We start from the raw sequence: 19,167 nt of genomic DNA on the forward strand, positions 1-19,167 counted from the left end.
ATGAAAATATTCAGTCTGGGCATCGAGCAGCTGACGATTAATGAGATCAAGCTGGCCGGATTTACGGTTATTACGCAAAATGTTTTGCCTGAGCCAGCGCAAGCCGCAGGCCATCTGCTGCTGGTAACAAGTGAACAGGTGCCTGTTTCCGTTTTAGCTGAACTAAGCCGCCAATACACACAGTCTACGATCCTCTACCTGTATCTGCAAAGAGGGGTGCACGGCTATCAGGCCATTCATATGCTATGCGAAGGTCTGGGGATATTCTTTGTACCCCCGCGTTCTACAGCACCGGCAATTATCGAAAAGCTGCGTTACATCGTAGAGGAGGAGCGTGTGGAACGCGGCAATCTGGTCGGTTTTTTCGGTTCAGGTCCGGGAATCGGCTGTACCAGTGTCGCCAGGCTGTTTGCCAGACGGATTGCTGCAGCAGGGTTTCGTGTGATTTTGCTGGGACTGGACCTGTATGATCCCGGCTATGACCGTAAAACGGCAATCAGTCTCGACAGACTGCGGCCGCGGATCACCGGTAAAATGCTTCACGGCGAGGATTTCGAAGGGCTGGTTAAGCAGGACGGATATGTTTATCTGCCCGGAAACTTTGACTATTTGAGCGTCCATGATTATCAGGAGGAGGAGATTGCCTACTTGCTGGAAGAAGCACGTGTGCATGCAGATGTGGTGGTGGCTGACTTTGGATCGATTCCCGAAAGCGCCGCATGGTATACCGGAATGCAAAAATCAGCACTGCGCATGATGGTTACACATCCGAGGCACGAATACAGGCTGCAGTCGCTTATGGAGCTGGCCGGGCATATGGATCTGCAGCCGCAGGATTTTCAGTGGATCATCAACCGCAGCAATGTAGAGGAAATGACCTCACCCAAAAATCTGGCCCTGCGCTTTGGCTGTGAAATTCTGCTTGAGCTGCCGCACTATCAGCCGCTGCTGGACACCCTGCCTTTAGGGAAAAAAGAGCTTCAGCAGACGGACGATAAGGTTCATGCCCTGCTGGTGTCACTGGGGCTTGCCCTGGAAGTTCGGAAGAAGGGGATCTTTCAATGATTGAATACCGCGAGGAAATGTGGCAGAAGCCGCGCAGGCTGAGCGGACAGCGGTATGTCAGGCCCGGAGGGCTAAATCAGCACCCGCAGGAAAATGAGCTGTCGTTCATTCAGCCAGATGATTGTCCAGATGATATATTGCCGGCAGTCCGGCCCCTCTTTTCCCTGAAGCAGAGTGTGCTGCGAACCAGTAAGCCCGGGAAAGAAGATTTCTATGCTTTTTTGCAAAAGATGAAGCAGGATATGAATGCCGGACTGGAGCGGGAGGAGGACGGCTATTTCGAGCTGAATGCCAAGGCGCTGATTGGTGATCCGCAGGCGGTAAGCTTTTTCATGAATGAAATTGAAAAATATTTACGCAAAACCCCGTTTACCGGCCATGTGCCGGAGGCTTACGGTACTGCGGCAGAGGCTCTTTTCCACGAATGGAAGGGGTTTGGTCCGGCCTACCGCTGGTTTACAGATAGAGCCTACAGTGAATCGACCGGACTGCAGATGATCGGGCGGCAGATCTTTTACAATCACCGCGGCAAATTTGTAGCTTATCCGTATGATATGCCCTCGCTGGACCGGGTAGAGCAGCTCAAGCGATCTCTCCTCAAAAGCGATCCGAACAAAAAGCTCAATAAAGATAACCCTTCGGTAGAGTTCAAAATGGATGATCCGCTGTGGCCCGGCCGGTTCATCCGGCTCGCAATCTGGGTATCGCCCAGGGTGTGGGACGGATTTACGACCATTTCCATGCGGCGCCAGGTGGTGGAGTTTCTTGATCTGGAGGATCAGGCGGGAACAGAATGTATCCCGGCGGAAGCCATTGAGCTGATCCGGGCACTGGCTGGCACGTTCCGTAACACAATCATCGCGGGAGCTGTAGGTTCAGGCAAAACAACCTTTGCCAACACGATTGTTGGCGAACAGCTGCTGGGCTCCAGCTCCTGCATGGGTGTGGTGATGATCGAGAAGCATCCGGAGTCGATTCTGCCGTATCAGATTAAAGGTCACCGGATTATTCCTATTCAGGCTGCCAACGAAGAGCTGATGGAGGTAGGGGTAGAGTCGCTGCGCCATGATCCGAACATCCTCTACATGACGGAAATGAGGTATAACGAGTGGGAGTTTTATCTGTGGAGCGGTGAGAAGGGCTATGACGGGATTACGGGGACTTTTCATACGGTGGATTCTGAGGATATTCCATACCAGGGTGCTTTTGCAGTCTCGACACGGATCGGCGGCAGCCTGAAGGGGCATCTGATCTCCGCGCTGAAGTCCTGTGAGCTGGTGTTTATTCTGGAAAGTGTCCCGGACGGGAAAAAGCGGCTGGCCCGGATCTCCGAGGTGTTTTATGACGAAGAGCGTAATTCGGTATTTGCCAATGATCTGATGCGCTGGGAGGAGGAGCGGGCAGCCTGGAGCTATAATGACAAGCTGACCGGAAAGCTGATGACCAAAATGAGCAAAAAGAATGCCGCAGCTATGCGCAAGTTCATCCGGGAACTGGGGCACCTGGCAGCAATGAAGCCGATGGAGGAGCCGCTGAAGGAAAGCCTGAAGTCAAAGATTGTGCTGAACGAATGAGGGGGCGGTAGGCGTGGAGCTTGTCTTTTACATCATCCGCCTGGCCCTGCATTTGCTGGTGGTTTATGGCCTATGGCTGATGGTGAAGCCGCTGGTTGAACGGCATTTGCGGCAGCTTGGGCAGAAAATCGATCTGCAGATGAACCTCAGGAGGAGCCTGCTCCGCAAAAAAGTCAACAAACCAGACAAGCGGATCTGGCTGTACCGGCACTTGGATGATCTGCTGTATTTTGCACACCGGAGATATGAACCCGGAATCAGTATAATGCGGTTCACGATGCGCACCGTATTCTTATTCGCGGCAGTCTTCCTGTCCACACTGCTTACGCTTAGGGAGCTGCCTGGCCATATGAGCTTCAGCAATCCTTTTCTGGAAGGGATCAGCTTCGGGGAACGGATGCCGATTGAGGAGGCCTGGCGTCTTCCGCTGTTTGTATCGGTCATTGCGGCGAGCATTCCGTATCTACGGATGAGATACACCTATGCCCAGCGTAAGGTACGAGGCAGCTACGATCTGCTCGACGTGATCAAAATTGCTTCCAAATTCACACACCTGTCGGTGGACAGTATTTTATCGAGGACGGCAGATCATCTGACTGTGGACAATGTGCTGAAAACTCCGCTGAGACTGCTGGGTGCGGGATTTGCCAATTACAGCAATGAATTCGAATTGAAGGAGGAGGCGATGCGGTTCTCGGGTGCGATTGGCACTACTTTTGCCATAGAGTTTGTGTCAGATCTGCTGTATTGCGAAAAAGAGGGCACCCGTCATCTCAAAAGCTCACTCATGATGCTGAACCGCTCGATGGAGCAGCAGCGCGAGACTATTTTGACGGTAAAAGCAGGCAGCCGGGATGCGATCAGCCTTGGAATTTACGGTAACTTAGTTGTGCTGGTCTCCTCTGTCGGAACCTTTATGTATATGCTGAAGCCTGACGTCTATTTCAAATTGCAGTTTCAGACAAAGGTGGGGCTTGCCTTTCTAATGGTCATTATTTCCGGGCTGTTTCTTTCCTTTATTATCAGTACGATTCTTGCCAGGCCCAAACTGGACTACCACTGAGGTGTTATAAAGATGGAACGATTATTGCTGTTGGTTGCCGTGTGTGGTGTTACTTATCTCTCTCTGCTTGTTTTTGTGAGCAGCAGCAGCAAGCAGGAACGTTATGCATTACGGCTGGGAATCAAGTGGACAGCGCTTGGCGAAAAGGTTCAGAATGCACGGCTGCAGCAGCTGCTGCAATCCAGCGGACTTTCGGTGTCTGCAGGTAAAATCACGATTTTCCGCTATTCGGCGGCACTGTTGTACCTGGCGGTTCAGGCGGTTGGCGGGTTTGTGCAGGTGGCCCCTTTTTCCAGTACGGACTTGTTGGTAGCTCTTCTAATTCTGATTATCAGCAGCCCGATGCGTTACCTGCCGTTTGGCTGGCTGCTTGCCTGGCTGCATCAAAAGACACTGATCCAAAAGGACGGTGAGCTGATCTCCTTCATCCGGCTATATGAAAACAACCGGCTGCGTAAGCGCGGGTATGTGCAGTTCGGTGCATTTTGCGCAGGGACGGCCAATCAATTTCATTATATCCGGCAGGAGCTGTACGAGCTGTCTGAGCGGGCGGTGGATGAGGGGACGGAGAAGGCGATTGAATGGTTTTGCGGCGGATTCCCGGCAGGGCATGCTTTTATCAACGATATCCGTTCGATTCTGCTGGCAACTGAAGGAATGGACGACGACAACGAGGCTGCTAATTATTTGCGGGAGCAAGGCAAGATTATTACCAAAATCTCCAGTGATCAGTATCTGAAAAAGTGGTCCTTCATCGGCGACGTTTCCACCATCATCAACGTGATTCCTTCTATCGCTACATTCCTGATGATCGTATCGCTCGCTATGCAGTACATTATGCTGATCAAAGGTAATTTTAACGGAGTAGGGATGTTTCAGTGATACAGGTGTAGCAGCTATGGAGTTATAGTTATGAGGATTTTGTTATATTCAAGCAATGACCAAAAATATAAAATAAAAAGGGAGATATTTACAATGAAAAAAGATGCTATTTCGACTGGTTTGTTCATCGCTATCGGGTTCCTTTGTGTGGCCATTGTTATCGCTATCCTCATTCCCGTAGTCCGCGATGTAGTGGGTGCTGCAGATGACAACAGACCGACGATCCCTGGTGTAAGCATGAGCCGGCCTCTGGAACAACAACCGCTTGCTGCTGATAGTAGAACGATCCTTCCTTTGGTCTGATCCGGTATGAAAAAAGATTCAATTTCAGTTGCCATGTTTTTGGCTATCGGTTTTGTGATTGCGGGGATTTTTATCGCGGCAGCTACCAATATAATCGGCGGCAGCCAGGATGATATCATCGAACATACCAAGCAAGTTGAGCAGTACTAGAAGGAGGGACTGAATTGAAGGAAACGGTCCTCCGGGCTTTGTTCATGTGGCTGGTCTTGTTTATCCTCTTGCAGCCTATTTTTACCTATATTGATTATCTGCTTGATCTGCAGGTCAAAGCCAACACTTCTTACATCACGCAAAAGGCAGCTACTGAAGGACTGGTTACCAGCTCTATGAAAAATGAGGTTATTGCCAATCTGAAGGCTGTCGGCTTTCCGGAAGCTTCGATCGTTATTTCAAGCAATACGGAGACGGTACAGGAGCGTAAACAGCGGCTAGACGTGTATATTAAAGCTCCGCGGTTGAATTTGTTTCCTTACAACTTTTCCAGTGGGTCGCAGCCGGCTCATTATTATGGGCATGGTTCTATCATGAGTGAATATGTAGATTAATTGAGGAATGGGTCTGAGCTATGGACTATGTGATTAAACTGGCTTTTGTCCTGCTGATCTTTGTCTACTCCTGGTTTTTTCAGATTCAAAATCAGGAGTGGGACATTCTGCGCAGCATGCTGAAGGATGCCAACAACATGGCTGTACATGATGCGTCACAGGAGCTTAATGAAGCCGAGCGGGCACGGGGCCGCCTGGTCATTGATCCAGCTGAAGCGTACTCCACCTTCCGGCAGACGCTTCAATACAATCTGGGACTTGATGACGGCTTATCCCCACTGGCAGGCAGCAGACTGCAGGATCAGGTGAAGATTGTTAAGTTCGTTATCGTGGATGATTCCACAGGAGTGACTTTTCCGCTTCTTTATGAAGACAGTGTTTATGGCATTACCAAATACATACAAGGTCCTTCGGTCATCGCTGTTATCGAGACGCAGCATCCCGTCCTCATTTCACGGTCAAAAGTCCAGGAGGCTATTATCGTACCGGCGGTGCAGGAGTATCGGACGGATGATTAGGTGAGTGAATTATTAGCGTAGAGTGACTTAGGAATGACTTTGAAATCTAATAACTATTAAAGGAGAGATCAATATGAAAAAAACGGTTATTAAAACAATTCTTACAGCGGCAACAGTATCCATGCTTGTCCTGCCTTATAGCGGGGGGGCTGAAGTATTTGCAGCGCAAACTAAACCGGCAGCAACTCCGGCGGCAAAAGCTACAGCAGCGCCAATTATGAGAGACAATCTTGCTAAGTATGGGCTGGTTAAGAAAGTTGAACTGCCGGTAACTATTGAAAAAGAAGGGCTTAGTTATACGCTCGAAAAAATTATGATCTATGAGTCCAGCTCAGCAACGGCCCAATCTCTCATTAAAAAATACGGGTATTACGGGGATAAGAAATATTTTATTTGGACAAAAATCACGATCCAGAATAATAGTAAGTCAGTTATACAGGTTACTTCAAAAGATTTAAATGAAAAGTGGCAAATGCATTTCGGTGGTGATAAAAGGGCAGTTACGGATATGCCCCGAAAATTGTCTTCTAAGTTAAATAGTACAGAGGCAATATGGGACTGGAAACTTAATCCAGATCAAAAGATATCTACTTATCAAGCATTCTTATATGATGATGTATTTTCAGAATTTAATATATTTCTTAAATCTAAAAGTGGTTGGGAAGGTATAGAGGTTGCGGTAGGAAAAGGTAAGTAGGATGAAAAATATATTAATATGGTTTACTACTTTTATAGTTACTATAGTTATTCTAATTTCACCTATAAATCAGTTTGTTTATGCAGCCGATACTAAGACTACTTCTGTGGCGATACCTACTAAAACAGGATTGACAGGTTCTGATAATAGTGCCAAGACCTTCATTCTTGATTTACCAAGTGGAGTTAGTGCATCTGCTATCAAAACTAATACGTTAAAATATAATGGGAATAATGATTTAATTGGCTCAATTTCAATTGAAAATGGAAAAGTAAAGATTATTCTCAAGGGCAATGCACAGGACAGAACATATACTGTTACTGGTAAAGATACACTACAGTTACCTGGAAAACCTATCAAGTATGTAAATTTTGAGAGTGTACCCGGAAACTCCATCTGGCGTTACTCTGACGGAAGACGCTGGCAAATCAATAATTATATTCCTTCCAGAGATACTAATGAAACCTATGACGTCAAAGCTGCAGATAGCGTAACTCCATCAGAACTTCCCCCAGTTACACCAGTAACAACAAAGTCAAGACCCGCAGATCCAAGTACAGCCACATGGTTAACTGATGATGGAACAATCGTCCCTTACAGCAGCATTGTACAATCCAGTATTAAACTTGAAACAAAAGGTTTTTTGGAAGATTCAGCAACTGTAGATGTTCAAAACGATCAGGTTATAGTGAAATATTCTATTCCCTCTAGACGCTTTAGGGCCGAACAAGTGCCAGAACATTTTGATAAGGGGGATTGGGTCGAAGGGCGACTATACTATGTGACTTTGCTCTATAATTATTCCGCCACCGCCAAACTAACCACCTACAGCTACGCAGGCAACGTTACCTTTGATTATGCCTTGCCGGAGGGTCCTTCGATCAGCGGGTATGTCAATGTCTTAAAGCCAGATCCCAATCCGTATAAATTTGCTAACGCAGATGTAGAGGTGCAGCTCACCATTACCGGAGATATTGCCAACTATACCGATGTTTCAAATATTTCGGAGTGGGTGTTTTATGCCAGAGAGGCAGAGAGTACAACCTCTACCACGCAAAAAAGCTATACAAAAACACTGAAAAATACAAGTCAGCCTTTTAAATTTAAGATACCCGCCTCAAAAATAGCCAGTGTCCCTGATAAATATCAGCAGGAGTACAAGCTGACTGCCATTGCACGATTAATTAATCCTCTAATCACGAAAACAGGAAAGATTGAATATTTACCAGTAGAATTAGGTGCCACAGTTGAGGTGTACAAGCATAAACCAAGCATAGAAATGGATCCCGTCCCTCCATCAACTAAAGGTAAGCCCCCGGTAGCTTCACTCTTTGCTCCGCCCCTTGTTAAAGCGGGAGAGGAGTTTCAGGCAAATGGTTCGGGTTCCTATGATCCGGATGGAGATATTGTGGGCTACTACTTTGAATCGGCTGGCGCTACTTTTGAGGGATATTCATCCACCGGGGCGCAAGCTACGTTATGGTATCCCAATACAAAACTAGGGCAGAACACAGTAAAGCTAACCGTGTCGGATAAAGATATGTTAACGGACAGTGCAGGAACCTTTGTCTATGTTGTTGAACCGATCCCGGAAGCAAAGCTTGAAATTAGCGGGACCCTCAAGCAGAACCGCAAGGTTATCATTCAGGATCGGAGTACAAGCCCTAAGCATTATCCGCTGGATTATAACAAGAGTAAGATTACCATTAGTGCTGTTCCAGGCTATGGAGGCACGGATGCCGGAATTAAATACAGCGGTTCTTTGTTAGCTACTACATATAAGGAAGTCCTTTTTAAAGAACCAGGGTTATATAAGGCTACGATTTATGTAGAGAACAAATTGGGATATCGTGCGACAACTGAACAGACCTTTGAGATTGTGCCGGATGATGCCCCAGTCATGTACATATCCATTCCAGGGCGTGTTTACCGCGATCCTGCCAACGGAAATAAAGCAGTAGTCAGCATAGACGATTTATCGTATTCCCCGGACGGGGATCACATTACCCGGCGGACTTGGGAATACCGGTATGATTCGGACAATGACGGCAGCTTTGCTGATGAAAGCTGGGTTACTTTCAGCGGTGCTAATGAGCATCGGCTGAATTTGGTATTAACACAGGTAGGAAAATATGAAATCCGTCATGTTGCATATGAAGGATTCGGCCAGCCTACAATCGAAGCGTATGTTACAGCGGCAGACCGCCGTTTTGCGGATACAGGCGGGCAGGATCTGGATCAAAAAACAGTGGAAGTGCTTAACCTGGCGCCGGAAGGGGGCTGGGCATGGTGAGACGGATTTTATATGTGTTCCTTTGCTTGTCCATGCTGATATCCATGTCACCCGAACATCTTCCGGTATCACCGCCTAAGGCAGCTGCTCTGGATACTAATATCATTCAGTATGCAGATGTAGTGGTTCCAGCCTGGAGTGAGACTAAGAATTACCATTTTTATGGTACATGGTGGGGAAAGATCCAGGTTGACGCACCGGAGACGTTAATTACAAACCTTGCTTATAATAAAACTACCAAAGAGTTTACTTACACTGTTGTGCCAGTAGCGTATAGACTCCAGCGTTACATTGAAACCGATACCTCTTATTATTCATCTATGGTGCAATTTAATGTACAAATGGATGTCAGAGATGATGTTCCCGAAACGGATTATGGTTACTATGCTTGGGATGTCCCAAGATTATACAATTATCAGACGCTCAGACAGACTAGAAGAACGGAGTGGGATAACACCAGCGAACGGGCATTTCATGAATACTATGACACGGATGTGAATCTCAATATAGTAGAGGGCGCCATTGACCAGTACGAACAGGCCAAAGCTGATCCCTGGGCATATCAGTACAGTCTGAAGGGACCTGCAACTAAAATCCGATTTGCTGTGCAGCTTAGTGATAGTCATCAGGAGCATTATTCGACAGGTGGAGGGTCGAATATGGCTTATATTCAAAAAGAGTTTATTTTAGATCTAAAGATTAACACCCCGCCAACGCTATCATTAACGACTCCCAGCGGTCAAACCCTTTTAAATGATGCCGGATTGAGCGCTCTTAACATCGAGGGATATGTACAGGATGCGGATAACAACGATGTAACTGTTAGTATTGAGGTTCCAGATGTCCTTTACAAGAAAACGACGGTTCTTCAGGCTGGTTCCAATAAGCGGTTCTCCATTCCGATTGACTCCATAACAGATGCTATTGCGCCTGGTGATTATACGTTAACAGTGAAGGCTGTTGATCCGTCAAACACCTCAGCCTCTGCATCAATGACATTTAAGGTGAGGCAGAGGCTGAAAAGGAGTATGTTCGTCCTTATAAATACGCCAATTACAAATAGTACAACGTATACCGATTATGAAGGAGATCCCAAAATTGCTGAGCGGTATAAATACCAGCATAATCCTAATTATTTTGATAACAGCATGGGACTACTGCCGGATCAGGAAACCTGGCGGGGCTCGCCGTATGAATCCTTTTCACTGACGGGCCTCTACATAGCAACCTATCAGCCGCGTGACAACCCTCTAGCAGACGATCGTTTCGCGGAATACCGGATGTGGGGGAGAGAAAATGTAACGCAATTATCATTTCAGGTCCACCGGAAGCCGATAGCCCAGTTTTCAGCAAAATTAGCAGGCGGGGCTTTGCAGTTAGCGGACAGCTCCTATGATCTTGACCATATTGCAAGGCCGGACAAAGGATTAACTGCCCGGGAATATCAATATAAAAAAGGAGACGCGGAGCTTTGGACAGACGGCGTGCCTACTGGGGCTTTGTCTGCAACAGAGCTTTATACGATCAGGCTCAGGGTGCGTGATATGGACGGGGACAAGGCGATTGGCGTCTGGAGTGACTGGTGTGTCCGGACAGTGGGAACAGCTGCAGGAAATCTTGCGCCGGTAGCTCTTTTTACAGTCGAACCAAGTATTGTATCCTACAGGAAAGCAACAGCTATCACTGATAAGTCGTTTGACCCGGACAACGATCCGCTGGATACGTATCAATGGTCTGTAGTCAAAGACGGATGGCAGACTGTATGGTCCTATACGGGAGTAGCAAGTACACCACCTAATATTGCTGCTTATGGCGTAGGCAGTTATGTGCTTACTCTTAAGGTACGTGATAGCCGCGGACTTTGGTCTAATGCCTACAGTCAAACGGTAAAGGTGATGAATCATCCGCCTGTGGCCAACTTTATTATGCTAATCGAAATCTATCGGGATGATATTGTAGCAATCGAGAATCTTACACCGAATCCGGATGAAGACGGCGATAAGGTTGCCCTCACATGGAATGCAAATTATAAAGGTGCTAATTACTATGTGGGCAATAGCAGCAGCCAGAAAGTAACGGTTCAGAGTCTGATTAATTTATATGGATTTACGCCAAAACAGGTTATCGCGAACCCTTGGGAGCTGACTTTAACAGCCTCAGACGGGGCACTTAGCTCAACAGCAACACGCCCTTTTAAAGTGCTGAATCATGCGCCAACAGCAGCTATTCAGGGACCGGTTAATGCATACCAGTTCGATACGGTTAAATACATTTCCGGGGATTATGACGCTGATACGGCTGATCAAAGTTCTTTGCGGTATTTTTGGCAGGTAACAGACAGCGGCGGGCAAATAAAAAGCTACACTACTCCAGGTATTACAGTGAATTTCCCGGAAACAGGTATTTACCGTCTGGAGCACTGGGCGATTGACCAGATTGGTGCTAAATCAAATGTTGCCTCATTAGATGTTAATGTGGTACCCAATCTGGCACCGGCGATGATATTAAACCGGCCTGCGGGGACAGCTGCCAATCCAACCATTATTGATGCTGAGCTGCAGGGAGATCCGCTGATAGAGTGGGCATACTCTGACCCGGAGAATGATGTACAGGAAAAGTACCGCCTGGAGTTCTTTACTAAGGACAGCATCCTTGCCAAAAGTGTGGAGAACTCAGACCCGGCTGGATCTGTACGGCAATATCAGGTGCCAAATCTGACTTTTGAACGGTTTGAATACTTTACAGTTTACGGCAGGGCCTATTCAAAGCTGTCCTGGTCTGAACCATCCAATGAAAAAACGTTTATTATCGATAATCCGCCGCAGCCGGGCTTCACGGTTATGACGAATACCGGACGCAATGCAGCGCTTGTACCGATCCACCGGACCGATATCCTAACCATTAACGGGACAGCCACTGATACGGATATCCTGAAAGGCGACACTATCAGCTACAAATATTATCTTAAGCCGTCGGGCGGTACGGAAGGGCTGTCCAGTACGCGAAGCACTTTTACTAAACAGTTCAGCACCAACGGCACGTTTACCGTAAGGCAGGTTGTAACAGATTCGCTCGGGCTCAGCAGGGAGCTGACACAGACGATTACAGTGGCCAACCGCATTCCAACAGCAAGTTTCACGTATCCGGGCAGCAGCAGCCAGAGCACTCCAACTGTAATGAACACACTTACTCCTGTGATGAAATGGGATTATCAGGATGAGGACGGGGATGCGCAGCAGCGCTATAAGCTGAGGATTATTAATGCGGCTACTGGTGCAGTCACTGTACAGTCAGGGGAACAGACTTCATCCGCGCAGCAGTGGCAGATTCCCGCTGGAGCGTTGGCAGAGAATCAGAAGTACGCTGTGGAGATCGAGGTGTATGACGGGTTTAACTGGAGCAGCGTGTCTCCGCGCAAGTACTTTATGGTCAACCTGTTGACTGTGCAAGGCGCTGTGCGGCATACGGCGGAATGGAACGGTAACCGGCAGGCTTATAATATGAAAAAAAGCAGAACAGCAGAGAGTCCGCGGGGCTATAGCGTTTTTTGGGCAGGGGAGAGCTTTGTGCTGCAGGCGAATGCAACAGGGATGCCGGATACCGTTGAGGTCACAATGACAGGAGGGTATCATACTGTGCTGGCTGCGAATGACAGCAGCAAGACGCTGTGGAGCGGTGAGCTATACGATTCCTCGTTCGATAAGCTGCCGGGTGGGCCAGTTACGTTTACCTTTACAGCGAGGAATACATTCAACACCAAAACAGACATTGTGACGGTGACGATACAGGGAGATTGGCAGGATTATTTTCAGAGTCACCGGATTAAATAGTAGTCTTTGCAGGAGTATAGCTATATAAACACGGACTGAGGCTGGATCGCTAGACGATTCCCTCGGCCCGTTCTTCTGCAAGCAGGAGTCTGCGCGCGTTAGAGGCTGCTACGGCAGAGGCAGGTACTTTTGCAGTATTTATGTAAGCAGTGCCTTGGGTGAGATGCATGTAGTAGGACAGCTTGCCGCTGTAGATTTTACTCGCGCACAGCGACTCTGCGAAATCCTCGGGTGTCACGAAGCAGGATGGCTTAGCCACCGGCCGGCAGGAGGCCTCTTCACAGACCGAGGCGACAAAATGCGAACAGAAATAAGCGTCCTCCCGGTCGAATTTTACGTTCAGCAGCACTCCGATCAGGCCGAGCAGATGATATTTGTAGCGCTCCTGATTTTCCATCATGCCCTGCACATGGTTGTGCATCGTTTCATATTCCTCATGGCTCACGTTCATCTCATAAATAGCGCAATCTGCCGTATTGTAAAAGGGATGCTCGAAATGCTCGCGGATCAGTCCGGCGACAAACGGGTTATGCACTTTTTTCCGGCCGAAGCTGTATACCTCCTGCAGTCCGCGGTCAAAGGCAATGGAAGCATGATTCAATTCAGCCTTGGTGAACCATTTAATTAAGCCGCTGAAGGCTGTGCCCGTTCCGGTCAGTACAATGTAGATGTTTTTGCGTACATGCATGCTCTGAATTCCTTTCTGCTGGAAGTTATGGATAATCCGGTAAAACCTCGTTTAGTAACTTCATCTTACTGTATAATCCAGCTCCGGGAAACAAACTTTAGTCTTAACCTGAAACTAGACTAAAGGCTAAGTACCTGGTCTTGAGACCAGTATGCAGCGGGCGCGGCCAGATGATATTTGCGCATGCGCCAATGCATAGTCCGGCGGGATTACGCAGAATATAAGCTGTTCAGAGCTTGTGTTCTGCAAAAACAATTGGTAATGCTTCTGCATTAGTGATACAATAATAGTCAAAATGACATTCTTGATTTAGAGGAGGATTATTTTAATGACTGAGCAGGCAAAAGAGCAAGCGATCCATAAGGAAGAAAATTCGACGGTGGATAACCTGGCGATTACCACAATCCGTACGCTGGCTATCGATGCTATCGAAAAAGCTAATTCCGGCCACCCGGGTATGCCGATGGGATCCGCACCGATGGGTTACCAACTGTTTGCCAAAACAATGAACCATAATCCGGATCACCCGACATGGGTTAACCGTGACCGTTTTGTATTGTCCGCCGGACACGGCTCCATGCTGCTGTACAGCCTGCTGCACCTGAGCGGATACGACCTGCCAATGGAAGAATTGAAGCAGTTCCGCCAATGGGGCAGCCTGACTCCGGGCCATCCTGAAGTTGGTCATACTGCAGGTGTTGATGCGACTACCGGCCCGCTGGGACAAGGTATCGGTATGGCAGTAGGTATGGCAATGGCTGAAGCTCAGCTGGCTGCTACTTATAATAAAGACAACCATGATGTAATCGATCACTACACATACGCAATCTGCGGCGACGGCGATTTGATGGAAGGGATCTCCTCGGAATCTGCTTCCCTGGCCGGACACCTCAAGCTGGGCAAGCTGATTGTAATGTACGATTCCAATGATATTTCGCTCGACGGCAAGCTGAACCTGGCATTCTCCGAGAATGTTGCACAGCGTTTTGAAGCTTACGGCTGGCAGGTTCTGCGCGTTGAGGACGGTAACGATCTTCCGGCACTGGGACAGGCTATTGCTGATGCACAGGCAGACACAAGCAAACCGACCCTGATCGAAGTTAAAACGGTTATCGGCTACGGAAGCCCGAACAAACAGGGTAAAGGCGGCCATGGCGGTACGCACGGTTCCCCGCTGGGTGCTGACGAAGCGAAGCTGACTAAAGACTTCTACAAATGGGTATATGAAGAGGACTTCTTTGTACCGGATGAAGTTCGTGCACATTTTGCTGAAGTGAAGGAAAAAGGGATTGCCGCAAATAAAGCATGGGACGAGAAATTTGCAGCTTACAAAGAAGCATATCCTGAGCTGGCAGCACAGTTTGAAACAGCAATCAACGGCGGACTTCCTGAAGGCTGGGATGCACAGCTTCCGTTCTTCACAGCAGAAGACAAAGCCGTGTCCACACGCGTTGCTTCCGGTAATGCACTGAACGGACTGGCAGCCGGAGTTCCGCAGCTCGTGGGCGGTTCTGCTGACCTTGAAAGCTCCACAATGACTCACCTGAAAGGCCTGACCCAATTCACTTCCGAATCCTATGACGGCCGCAACATTTACTTCGGCGTACGCGAATTTGGTATGGCTGCAGCAATGAACGGGATTGCCCTGCACAGCGGTCTCAAAGTATTCGGCGGAACGTTCTTCGTATTCACCGACTATCTGCGTCCGGCTGTCCGTCTGGCTTCCATTATGAAGCTGCCAGTAACCTATGTTTTGACTCATGACAGTATCGCTGTCGGTGAAGACGGCCCTACCCATGAACCAATCGAGCAGCTGGCTTCCCTGCGTATTATCCCGGGTCTGACTGTAATCCGTCCGGCTGATGCCAACGAAACCTCCGCAGCTTGGGCTTATGCGCTTGAGAACACAGCTAACCCTGTGGCACTGGTGCTTACCCGTCAAAATCTGCCGATCCTTGCCGGAACTGTAGATGGTGTGCGTGAGAACATCAAACGCGGCGGATATGTTGTATCTGATGCCAAGAACGGTACTCCGCAGGCGCAGATCATTGCTACCGGTTCAGAAGTGCAGCTGGCTGTAAAAGCTCAGGCCGCTCTGGCTGAAGAAGGCATCGATGTGCGTGTAATCAGCTTGCCAAGCTGGGATCTGTTCGAGAAACAGGACAAGGCTTACCGCGATTCCGTTATCCTGCCTGAGGTTAAAGCGCGTCTGGCAGTTGAAATGGCACAGACCTTCGGCTGGGAGCGTTACACAGGCGATCAGGGCGACATTCTCGGTATCACTACATTCGGTGCTTCCGCGCCTGGCGATATCGTAATGAAAGAATATGGCTTTACAGTAGAAAATGTAGTCAGCCGCGTTAAAGCCCTGCTATAATAGACGGAATCAACATAAAGGGGAGAATAGCGCATGAGTCAGTTTACCAACGCAACAGTTCAAAAAGCAGCCAATGTTTACTATGATGGAAAAGTAACCAGCCGCACCGTAATTCTGGAGGATGGCACCAAGGTAACCCTTGGCATCATGCTGCCGGGTGTATATGAATTCGGTACGGAAGGTCCGGAAACGATGGAAATTCTGTCCGGTGATCTGAAGGTACTGCTTCCCGGTACTGACGTCTGGAAAGAAATCAAAGGTGCTGAAACGTTCCACGTTCCCGGCAACTCCAAGTTTGCGCTGGAAGTATTCGCATTAACTGATTATTGCTGTTCTTACCCGAACCTGTAATTTCATCTGGACTATAGAAAGAAGCTCTGCTTAATCGCAGGGCTTCTTTTTTTTTTTGGGACAAGTTCAGCATTCCTGAATTGTGCGCAGAAAATGTTGAATATTGACGATATCCCAACATTCTCATATACTTCCACTAGCTGCTAGAGTAAATAGAATAGTGGGAGGCGAAAATATGAAACGTTCGTGGGGGGACAGGCGGGTACATAAAGTTCTGTTAGGCTTGTGGGGATGCATGCTGCTGACTCTGGTATTAGCAATAAAACCGGCGGAAGCAGCGGATGCGATTGTGAATCCCAATCAGGTATATTCCTATACTATTATGCAGAGAGATATTGAACGGTTAGTGAAAGCGCATCCGGACCTGGTATCGATGGAGTCGCTGGGACAGAGCCCATACGGGCGGCAGCTATGGGCTGTGAAGCTGGGCAGAGGGGAATCTGTACTGTTCCTGAACGGCTCTCATCATGCCAGAGAATGGATGACCAGCACGGTGCTGATGAAAATGATCGATACTTATGCGGGGGCCTACGTTAACAATACGAATATTGCTAATTACAATGTCCGCCGGCTGCTGGACGAAGTGAGCATCTGGATCGTGCCGATGGTGAACCCTGACGGAGTTACTTTGTCCCAGCAGGGGACGGCAGGACTGTCGGCAGAGCTTGCCAAGACGCTGCGACTCTATAACGGCAACAGTTCAAACTTTACCCGCTGGAAGGCGAACATGCAGGGTATTGACCTCAACCGCCAATATCCGGCGAACTGGAACGCTATTAAAAATGCAGGCTCGTTTCCAAAATATCAGAATTATAAAGGGCAGAGACCTGCGCAGGCGCCGGAAGTCCAGCTTATGATGGATTTTACATACCGGATCGATCCGGAAGTAACGATTTCTTACCATAGCTCCGGCGAGATCATTTTTTGGCATTTTAATACCTTGAGCAGCAATGTGGCACGCGATCAGGCGATGGCAAGAGAGCTGAGCCGGATAACCGGATATTCGCTGGTAGCACCGGAAAAGAATCCTTCAGGCGGAGGGTACAAGGACTGGTTCATTCAGGAGTTTGGCCGTCCGGGTTATACCATTGAAATAGCTAAATACGCCGGAGAGAGCAATGTGCCGTTAAGCCAGTTTGCAAGCGTCTGGAATGATAACCGGACAGTAGGGCTCTATTCCGCAATGCAGTCCTATTCCTTATGGCTGAACAAACAGAAGGTCCAGTATCTTCAGCAGCCGATGAGTGTGTTGGCCGGAACAGAGCTGTATTCAAAGATTGGGACCTTAAACGGCGGTATTAGTATACAGCCGCAGATGCTTCAGGTAACCGCCAAAAAAGGTGACTGGTATCAGGTACGGGCGGATGAAGGCACCGGCTGGATTCACCCCGCTCCTGGAAAGATGGCTATAGTCGAGGAGATAGCGGCGGCAGCTGAATTGAAGGTGAGTGTACCGGCATATAAATACCCGGATACTTATGCTCCTAAAGTAGTGATCCTGGAACCGCAGACGGTTCAGGTATCGGGCAGATGGGGCAACTGGCTGCTGGCCCGGACACCGGGCGGGAACTGGTGGATTGACGGACGGATGGCCGAGCTGCAGTGGCCTGTGGGGGATCACGAGCAGGGCGTGATAGTTGAAGATGAAGGCTCGGGTCAAATCATACCGGAGCCGGCAAACAGCTCGGAGTTATAATCGATGAGTTATCAGCACAAAGAGGGTGCTTCCCGGCCGCATCGCGGCTAGGAAACACCCTCTTTAAATGCATTTATTAAATACCCGGTCGGCAAACTGCCGGTCAGACCAGGGAACAAGCCTATTCCTGGCTTGCAGCATCAGAACCGATCTTCCGGCCGATCCATTCTTCGTAAGTTTTCACTACTGCGGACAAATCCTCATCCCCGTAGCCCTGCGTAAACCCAGCCTGGAACATGCTCTTGGCCAGACCAAGCATCGGGGCAGGTACACCTGTGGAATCGCTGAGCGCTGAAGCCAGCTTGAGATCCTTCAGCATCAGTGCCAGCGAGAACTGGTTGCTGAAGTCATTCTCAATGATTTTACGGCCTTTCAGCTCAGCTTGCTTGCTGCCTGCAGAGCCGTTCTGGACCAGTTCCAGGAACTTGTCTGCCGGAACACCGTTCTTTACGGCAATGGAGAAGCCCTCGGCAAGGGCAACGTTATGAATGCCGACCATTGTATTATGAGCCAGCTTGGCGACTGCACCGCTGCCATTCTCACCCATATGCAGCAGCAGACGGCCCATTGTATCAAACAGGTCACGATTCTCTTCAATAACCTTGGCATCTCCGCCGACCATGAACACAAGCGTTCCTTCAATCGCTGCCGGTTTACTGCCGGTTACAGGCGCATCAAGGAAGCTGCCGCCGCGTTCTTCCACGGCTGCCGCAACTTCTTTGACCAGTCCGGGAGAAATGGTGCTGGAGTCAATAATGACCGCACCCGGCTTGAGCACGGCCAGAATACCGCTCTCCCCGAAAAAAACCTCACGGATCGAATCGTCATTGCTGATCATGGTAATAATAACATCCTTGTCCTGTGCTGCCGCCTGCGGGGTAGCTGCAACAGCAGCGCCTGCTTCCTCCAGGGGCTTGGTCTTAGCCGACGTACGGTTGTATACCGTAACCTGATATCCGCCTTTCAGCAGATTTTCCGCCATGGGAGCACCCATGGTTCCGAGTCCGATAAAGCCGATTTGTTTCATTCCATCTCCGCCTTCACTCTGTAGGTTCGCTGCCGGAGCTGAAACGGCTTGTCCGCCGGTTTCATTCCTCCAGCTGTGTTTTAACCATTCTATCACGGCACTTGGGGTTGTTCCACCGGGAAGGCGAACCATGTCAGGATGGAAAACGTTTTCATGTAACTTTCAAAAACATACCCTAAAAGCCGGAGGATGTGCTCTAAGACCTTGCCAGCCCCGGCAAATTAAAGTATCCTAGATTATAAAGTTGTAACAAACGGT

16 protein-coding genes are annotated in these 19,167 nt (G+C 48.7%); 14 read left to right on the top strand and 2 right to left on the bottom strand.

All coding sequences use genetic code 11. The annotated features are described in order from the left end of the window. The 11 genes from NST84_RS05830 (at position 1) to NST84_RS05880 (ending at position 12,770) form a co-directional block, all read left to right on the top strand. Positions 1-1,065, top strand: coding sequence for a hypothetical protein (locus tag NST84_RS05830; RefSeq protein WP_342564679.1), 1,065 nt, complete (start codon positions 1-3; stop codon positions 1,063-1,065). Beyond that, the gene (locus NST84_RS05835; protein ID WP_342564680.1) at positions 1,062-2,639 is read left to right on the top strand and encodes an ATPase, T2SS/T4P/T4SS family; all 1,578 of its coding nucleotides are present in this window, start codon (positions 1,062-1,064) and stop codon (positions 2,637-2,639) included. The genes NST84_RS05830 and NST84_RS05835 overlap by 4 nt, the downstream gene beginning before the upstream one ends. 13 nt (positions 2,640-2,652) lie before the next feature. After that, complete coding sequence (locus NST84_RS05840) at positions 2,653-3,702, top strand: hypothetical protein (RefSeq protein WP_342564681.1); 1,050 nt, start codon at positions 2,653-2,655, stop codon at positions 3,700-3,702. A 12-nt stretch (positions 3,703-3,714) separates the two neighbouring features. Then, positions 3,715-4,584 (top strand): hypothetical protein, encoded by an 870-nt coding sequence (locus tag NST84_RS05845; protein WP_342564682.1) that lies wholly within the window; start codon positions 3,715-3,717, stop codon positions 4,582-4,584. A 30-nt stretch (positions 4,585-4,614) separates the two neighbouring features. Further along, positions 4,615-4,887, top strand: coding sequence for a hypothetical protein (locus tag NST84_RS05850; protein ID WP_342564683.1), 273 nt, complete (start codon positions 4,615-4,617; stop codon positions 4,885-4,887). Between the two features lie 6 nt (positions 4,888-4,893). Then, positions 4,894-5,037 carry a hypothetical protein gene (locus NST84_RS05855; protein ID WP_342564684.1) on the top strand — a complete coding sequence of 48 codons (144 nt, stop codon included), beginning with the start codon at positions 4,894-4,896 and terminating at the stop codon, positions 5,035-5,037. A gap of 14 nt (positions 5,038-5,051) precedes the next feature. After that, positions 5,052-5,432 (top strand): hypothetical protein, encoded by a 381-nt coding sequence (locus NST84_RS05860; protein ID WP_342564685.1) that lies wholly within the window; start codon positions 5,052-5,054, stop codon positions 5,430-5,432. Positions 5,433-5,461: 29 nt separating this feature from the next. After that, positions 5,462-5,950 (top strand): hypothetical protein, encoded by a 489-nt coding sequence (locus NST84_RS05865; RefSeq protein WP_342564686.1) that lies wholly within the window; start codon positions 5,462-5,464, stop codon positions 5,948-5,950. Positions 5,951-6,023: 73 nt separating this feature from the next. Then, positions 6,024-6,647 carry a hypothetical protein gene (locus NST84_RS05870; RefSeq protein WP_342564687.1) on the top strand — a complete coding sequence of 208 codons (624 nt, stop codon included), beginning with the start codon at positions 6,024-6,026 and terminating at the stop codon, positions 6,645-6,647. A gap of 1 nt (position 6,648) precedes the next feature. After that, positions 6,649-8,940, top strand: a complete 2,292-nt coding sequence (locus NST84_RS05875; RefSeq protein ID WP_342564688.1) for a hypothetical protein — start codon at positions 6,649-6,651, stop codon at positions 8,938-8,940. After that, positions 8,934-12,770 (top strand): hypothetical protein, encoded by a 3,837-nt coding sequence (locus NST84_RS05880; RefSeq protein WP_342564689.1) that lies wholly within the window; start codon positions 8,934-8,936, stop codon positions 12,768-12,770. Before NST84_RS05875 ends, NST84_RS05880 begins: the two co-directional genes overlap by 7 nt. Before the next feature lie 49 nt (positions 12,771-12,819). Here NST84_RS05880 and NST84_RS05885 read toward each other — a convergent pair whose 3' ends face one another. Then, positions 12,820-13,458, bottom strand: coding sequence for a hypothetical protein (locus NST84_RS05885; RefSeq protein WP_342564690.1), 639 nt, complete (start codon positions 13,456-13,458; stop codon positions 12,820-12,822). A 328-nt stretch (positions 13,459-13,786) separates the two neighbouring features. Between NST84_RS05885 and tkt the strand changes: the two genes are divergently transcribed. The 3 genes from tkt to NST84_RS05900 all read left to right on the top strand — a co-directional run bounded on the left by tkt (position 13,787) and on the right by NST84_RS05900 (position 17,882). After that, complete coding sequence (gene tkt, locus NST84_RS05890) at positions 13,787-15,835, top strand: transketolase (protein WP_342564691.1); 2,049 nt, start codon at positions 13,787-13,789, stop codon at positions 15,833-15,835. Between the two features lie 33 nt (positions 15,836-15,868). Further along, the gene (locus NST84_RS05895; protein WP_342564692.1) at positions 15,869-16,186 is read left to right on the top strand and encodes a pyrimidine/purine nucleoside phosphorylase; all 318 of its coding nucleotides are present in this window, start codon (positions 15,869-15,871) and stop codon (positions 16,184-16,186) included. Between the two features lie 175 nt (positions 16,187-16,361). Then, positions 16,362-17,882: a M14 family metallocarboxypeptidase gene (locus NST84_RS05900; RefSeq protein ID WP_342564693.1), complete on the top strand. Its 1,521-nt coding sequence runs from the start codon at positions 16,362-16,364 to the stop codon at positions 17,880-17,882. 121 nt (positions 17,883-18,003) lie between these two features. On the opposite strand, the gene NST84_RS05905 is transcribed toward NST84_RS05900, so the two are convergent. After that, complete coding sequence (locus NST84_RS05905) at positions 18,004-18,909, bottom strand: NAD(P)-dependent oxidoreductase (RefSeq protein WP_342564694.1); 906 nt, start codon at positions 18,907-18,909, stop codon at positions 18,004-18,006. Between the last annotated feature and the right edge of the window lie 258 nt (positions 18,910-19,167).

Origin of the sequence: Paenibacillus sp. FSL R7-0345 (genome assembly GCF_038595055.1) — a bacterium.
In the GTDB taxonomy this organism is placed as follows: domain Bacteria; phylum Bacillota; class Bacilli; order Paenibacillales; family Paenibacillaceae; genus Paenibacillus_AQ.

Excerpts from the sequence above, each read along its gene's own strand:
- NST84_RS05895 (WP_342564692.1), top strand. The coding sequence starts at position 15,869 with ATGAGTCAGTTTACCAACGCAACAGTTCAAAAAGCAGCCAATGTTTAC.
- NST84_RS05900 (WP_342564693.1), top strand. The coding sequence starts at position 16,362 with ATGAAACGTTCGTGGGGGGACAGGCGGGTACATAAAGTTCTGTTAGGC.
- NST84_RS05870 (WP_342564687.1), top strand. The coding sequence starts at position 6,024 with ATGAAAAAAACGGTTATTAAAACAATTCTTACAGCGGCAACAGTATCC.
- NST84_RS05835 (WP_342564680.1), top strand. The coding sequence starts at position 1,062 with ATGATTGAATACCGCGAGGAAATGTGGCAGAAGCCGCGCAGGCTGAGC.
- NST84_RS05855 (WP_342564684.1), top strand. The coding sequence starts at position 4,894 with ATGAAAAAAGATTCAATTTCAGTTGCCATGTTTTTGGCTATCGGTTTT.
- NST84_RS05850 (WP_342564683.1), top strand. The coding sequence starts at position 4,615 with ATGAGGATTTTGTTATATTCAAGCAATGACCAAAAATATAAAATAAAA.
- NST84_RS05905 (WP_342564694.1), bottom strand. The coding sequence starts at position 18,909 with ATGAAACAAATCGGCTTTATCGGACTCGGAACCATGGGTGCTCCCATG.
- NST84_RS05875 (WP_342564688.1), top strand. The coding sequence starts at position 6,649 with ATGAAAAATATATTAATATGGTTTACTACTTTTATAGTTACTATAGTT.
- tkt (WP_342564691.1), top strand. The coding sequence starts at position 13,787 with ATGACTGAGCAGGCAAAAGAGCAAGCGATCCATAAGGAAGAAAATTCG.
- NST84_RS05880 (WP_342564689.1), top strand. The coding sequence starts at position 8,934 with ATGGTGAGACGGATTTTATATGTGTTCCTTTGCTTGTCCATGCTGATA.
- NST84_RS05845 (WP_342564682.1), top strand. The coding sequence starts at position 3,715 with ATGGAACGATTATTGCTGTTGGTTGCCGTGTGTGGTGTTACTTATCTC.
- NST84_RS05830 (WP_342564679.1), top strand. The coding sequence starts at position 1 with ATGAAAATATTCAGTCTGGGCATCGAGCAGCTGACGATTAATGAGATC.
- NST84_RS05885 (WP_342564690.1), bottom strand. The coding sequence starts at position 13,458 with ATGCATGTACGCAAAAACATCTACATTGTACTGACCGGAACGGGCACA.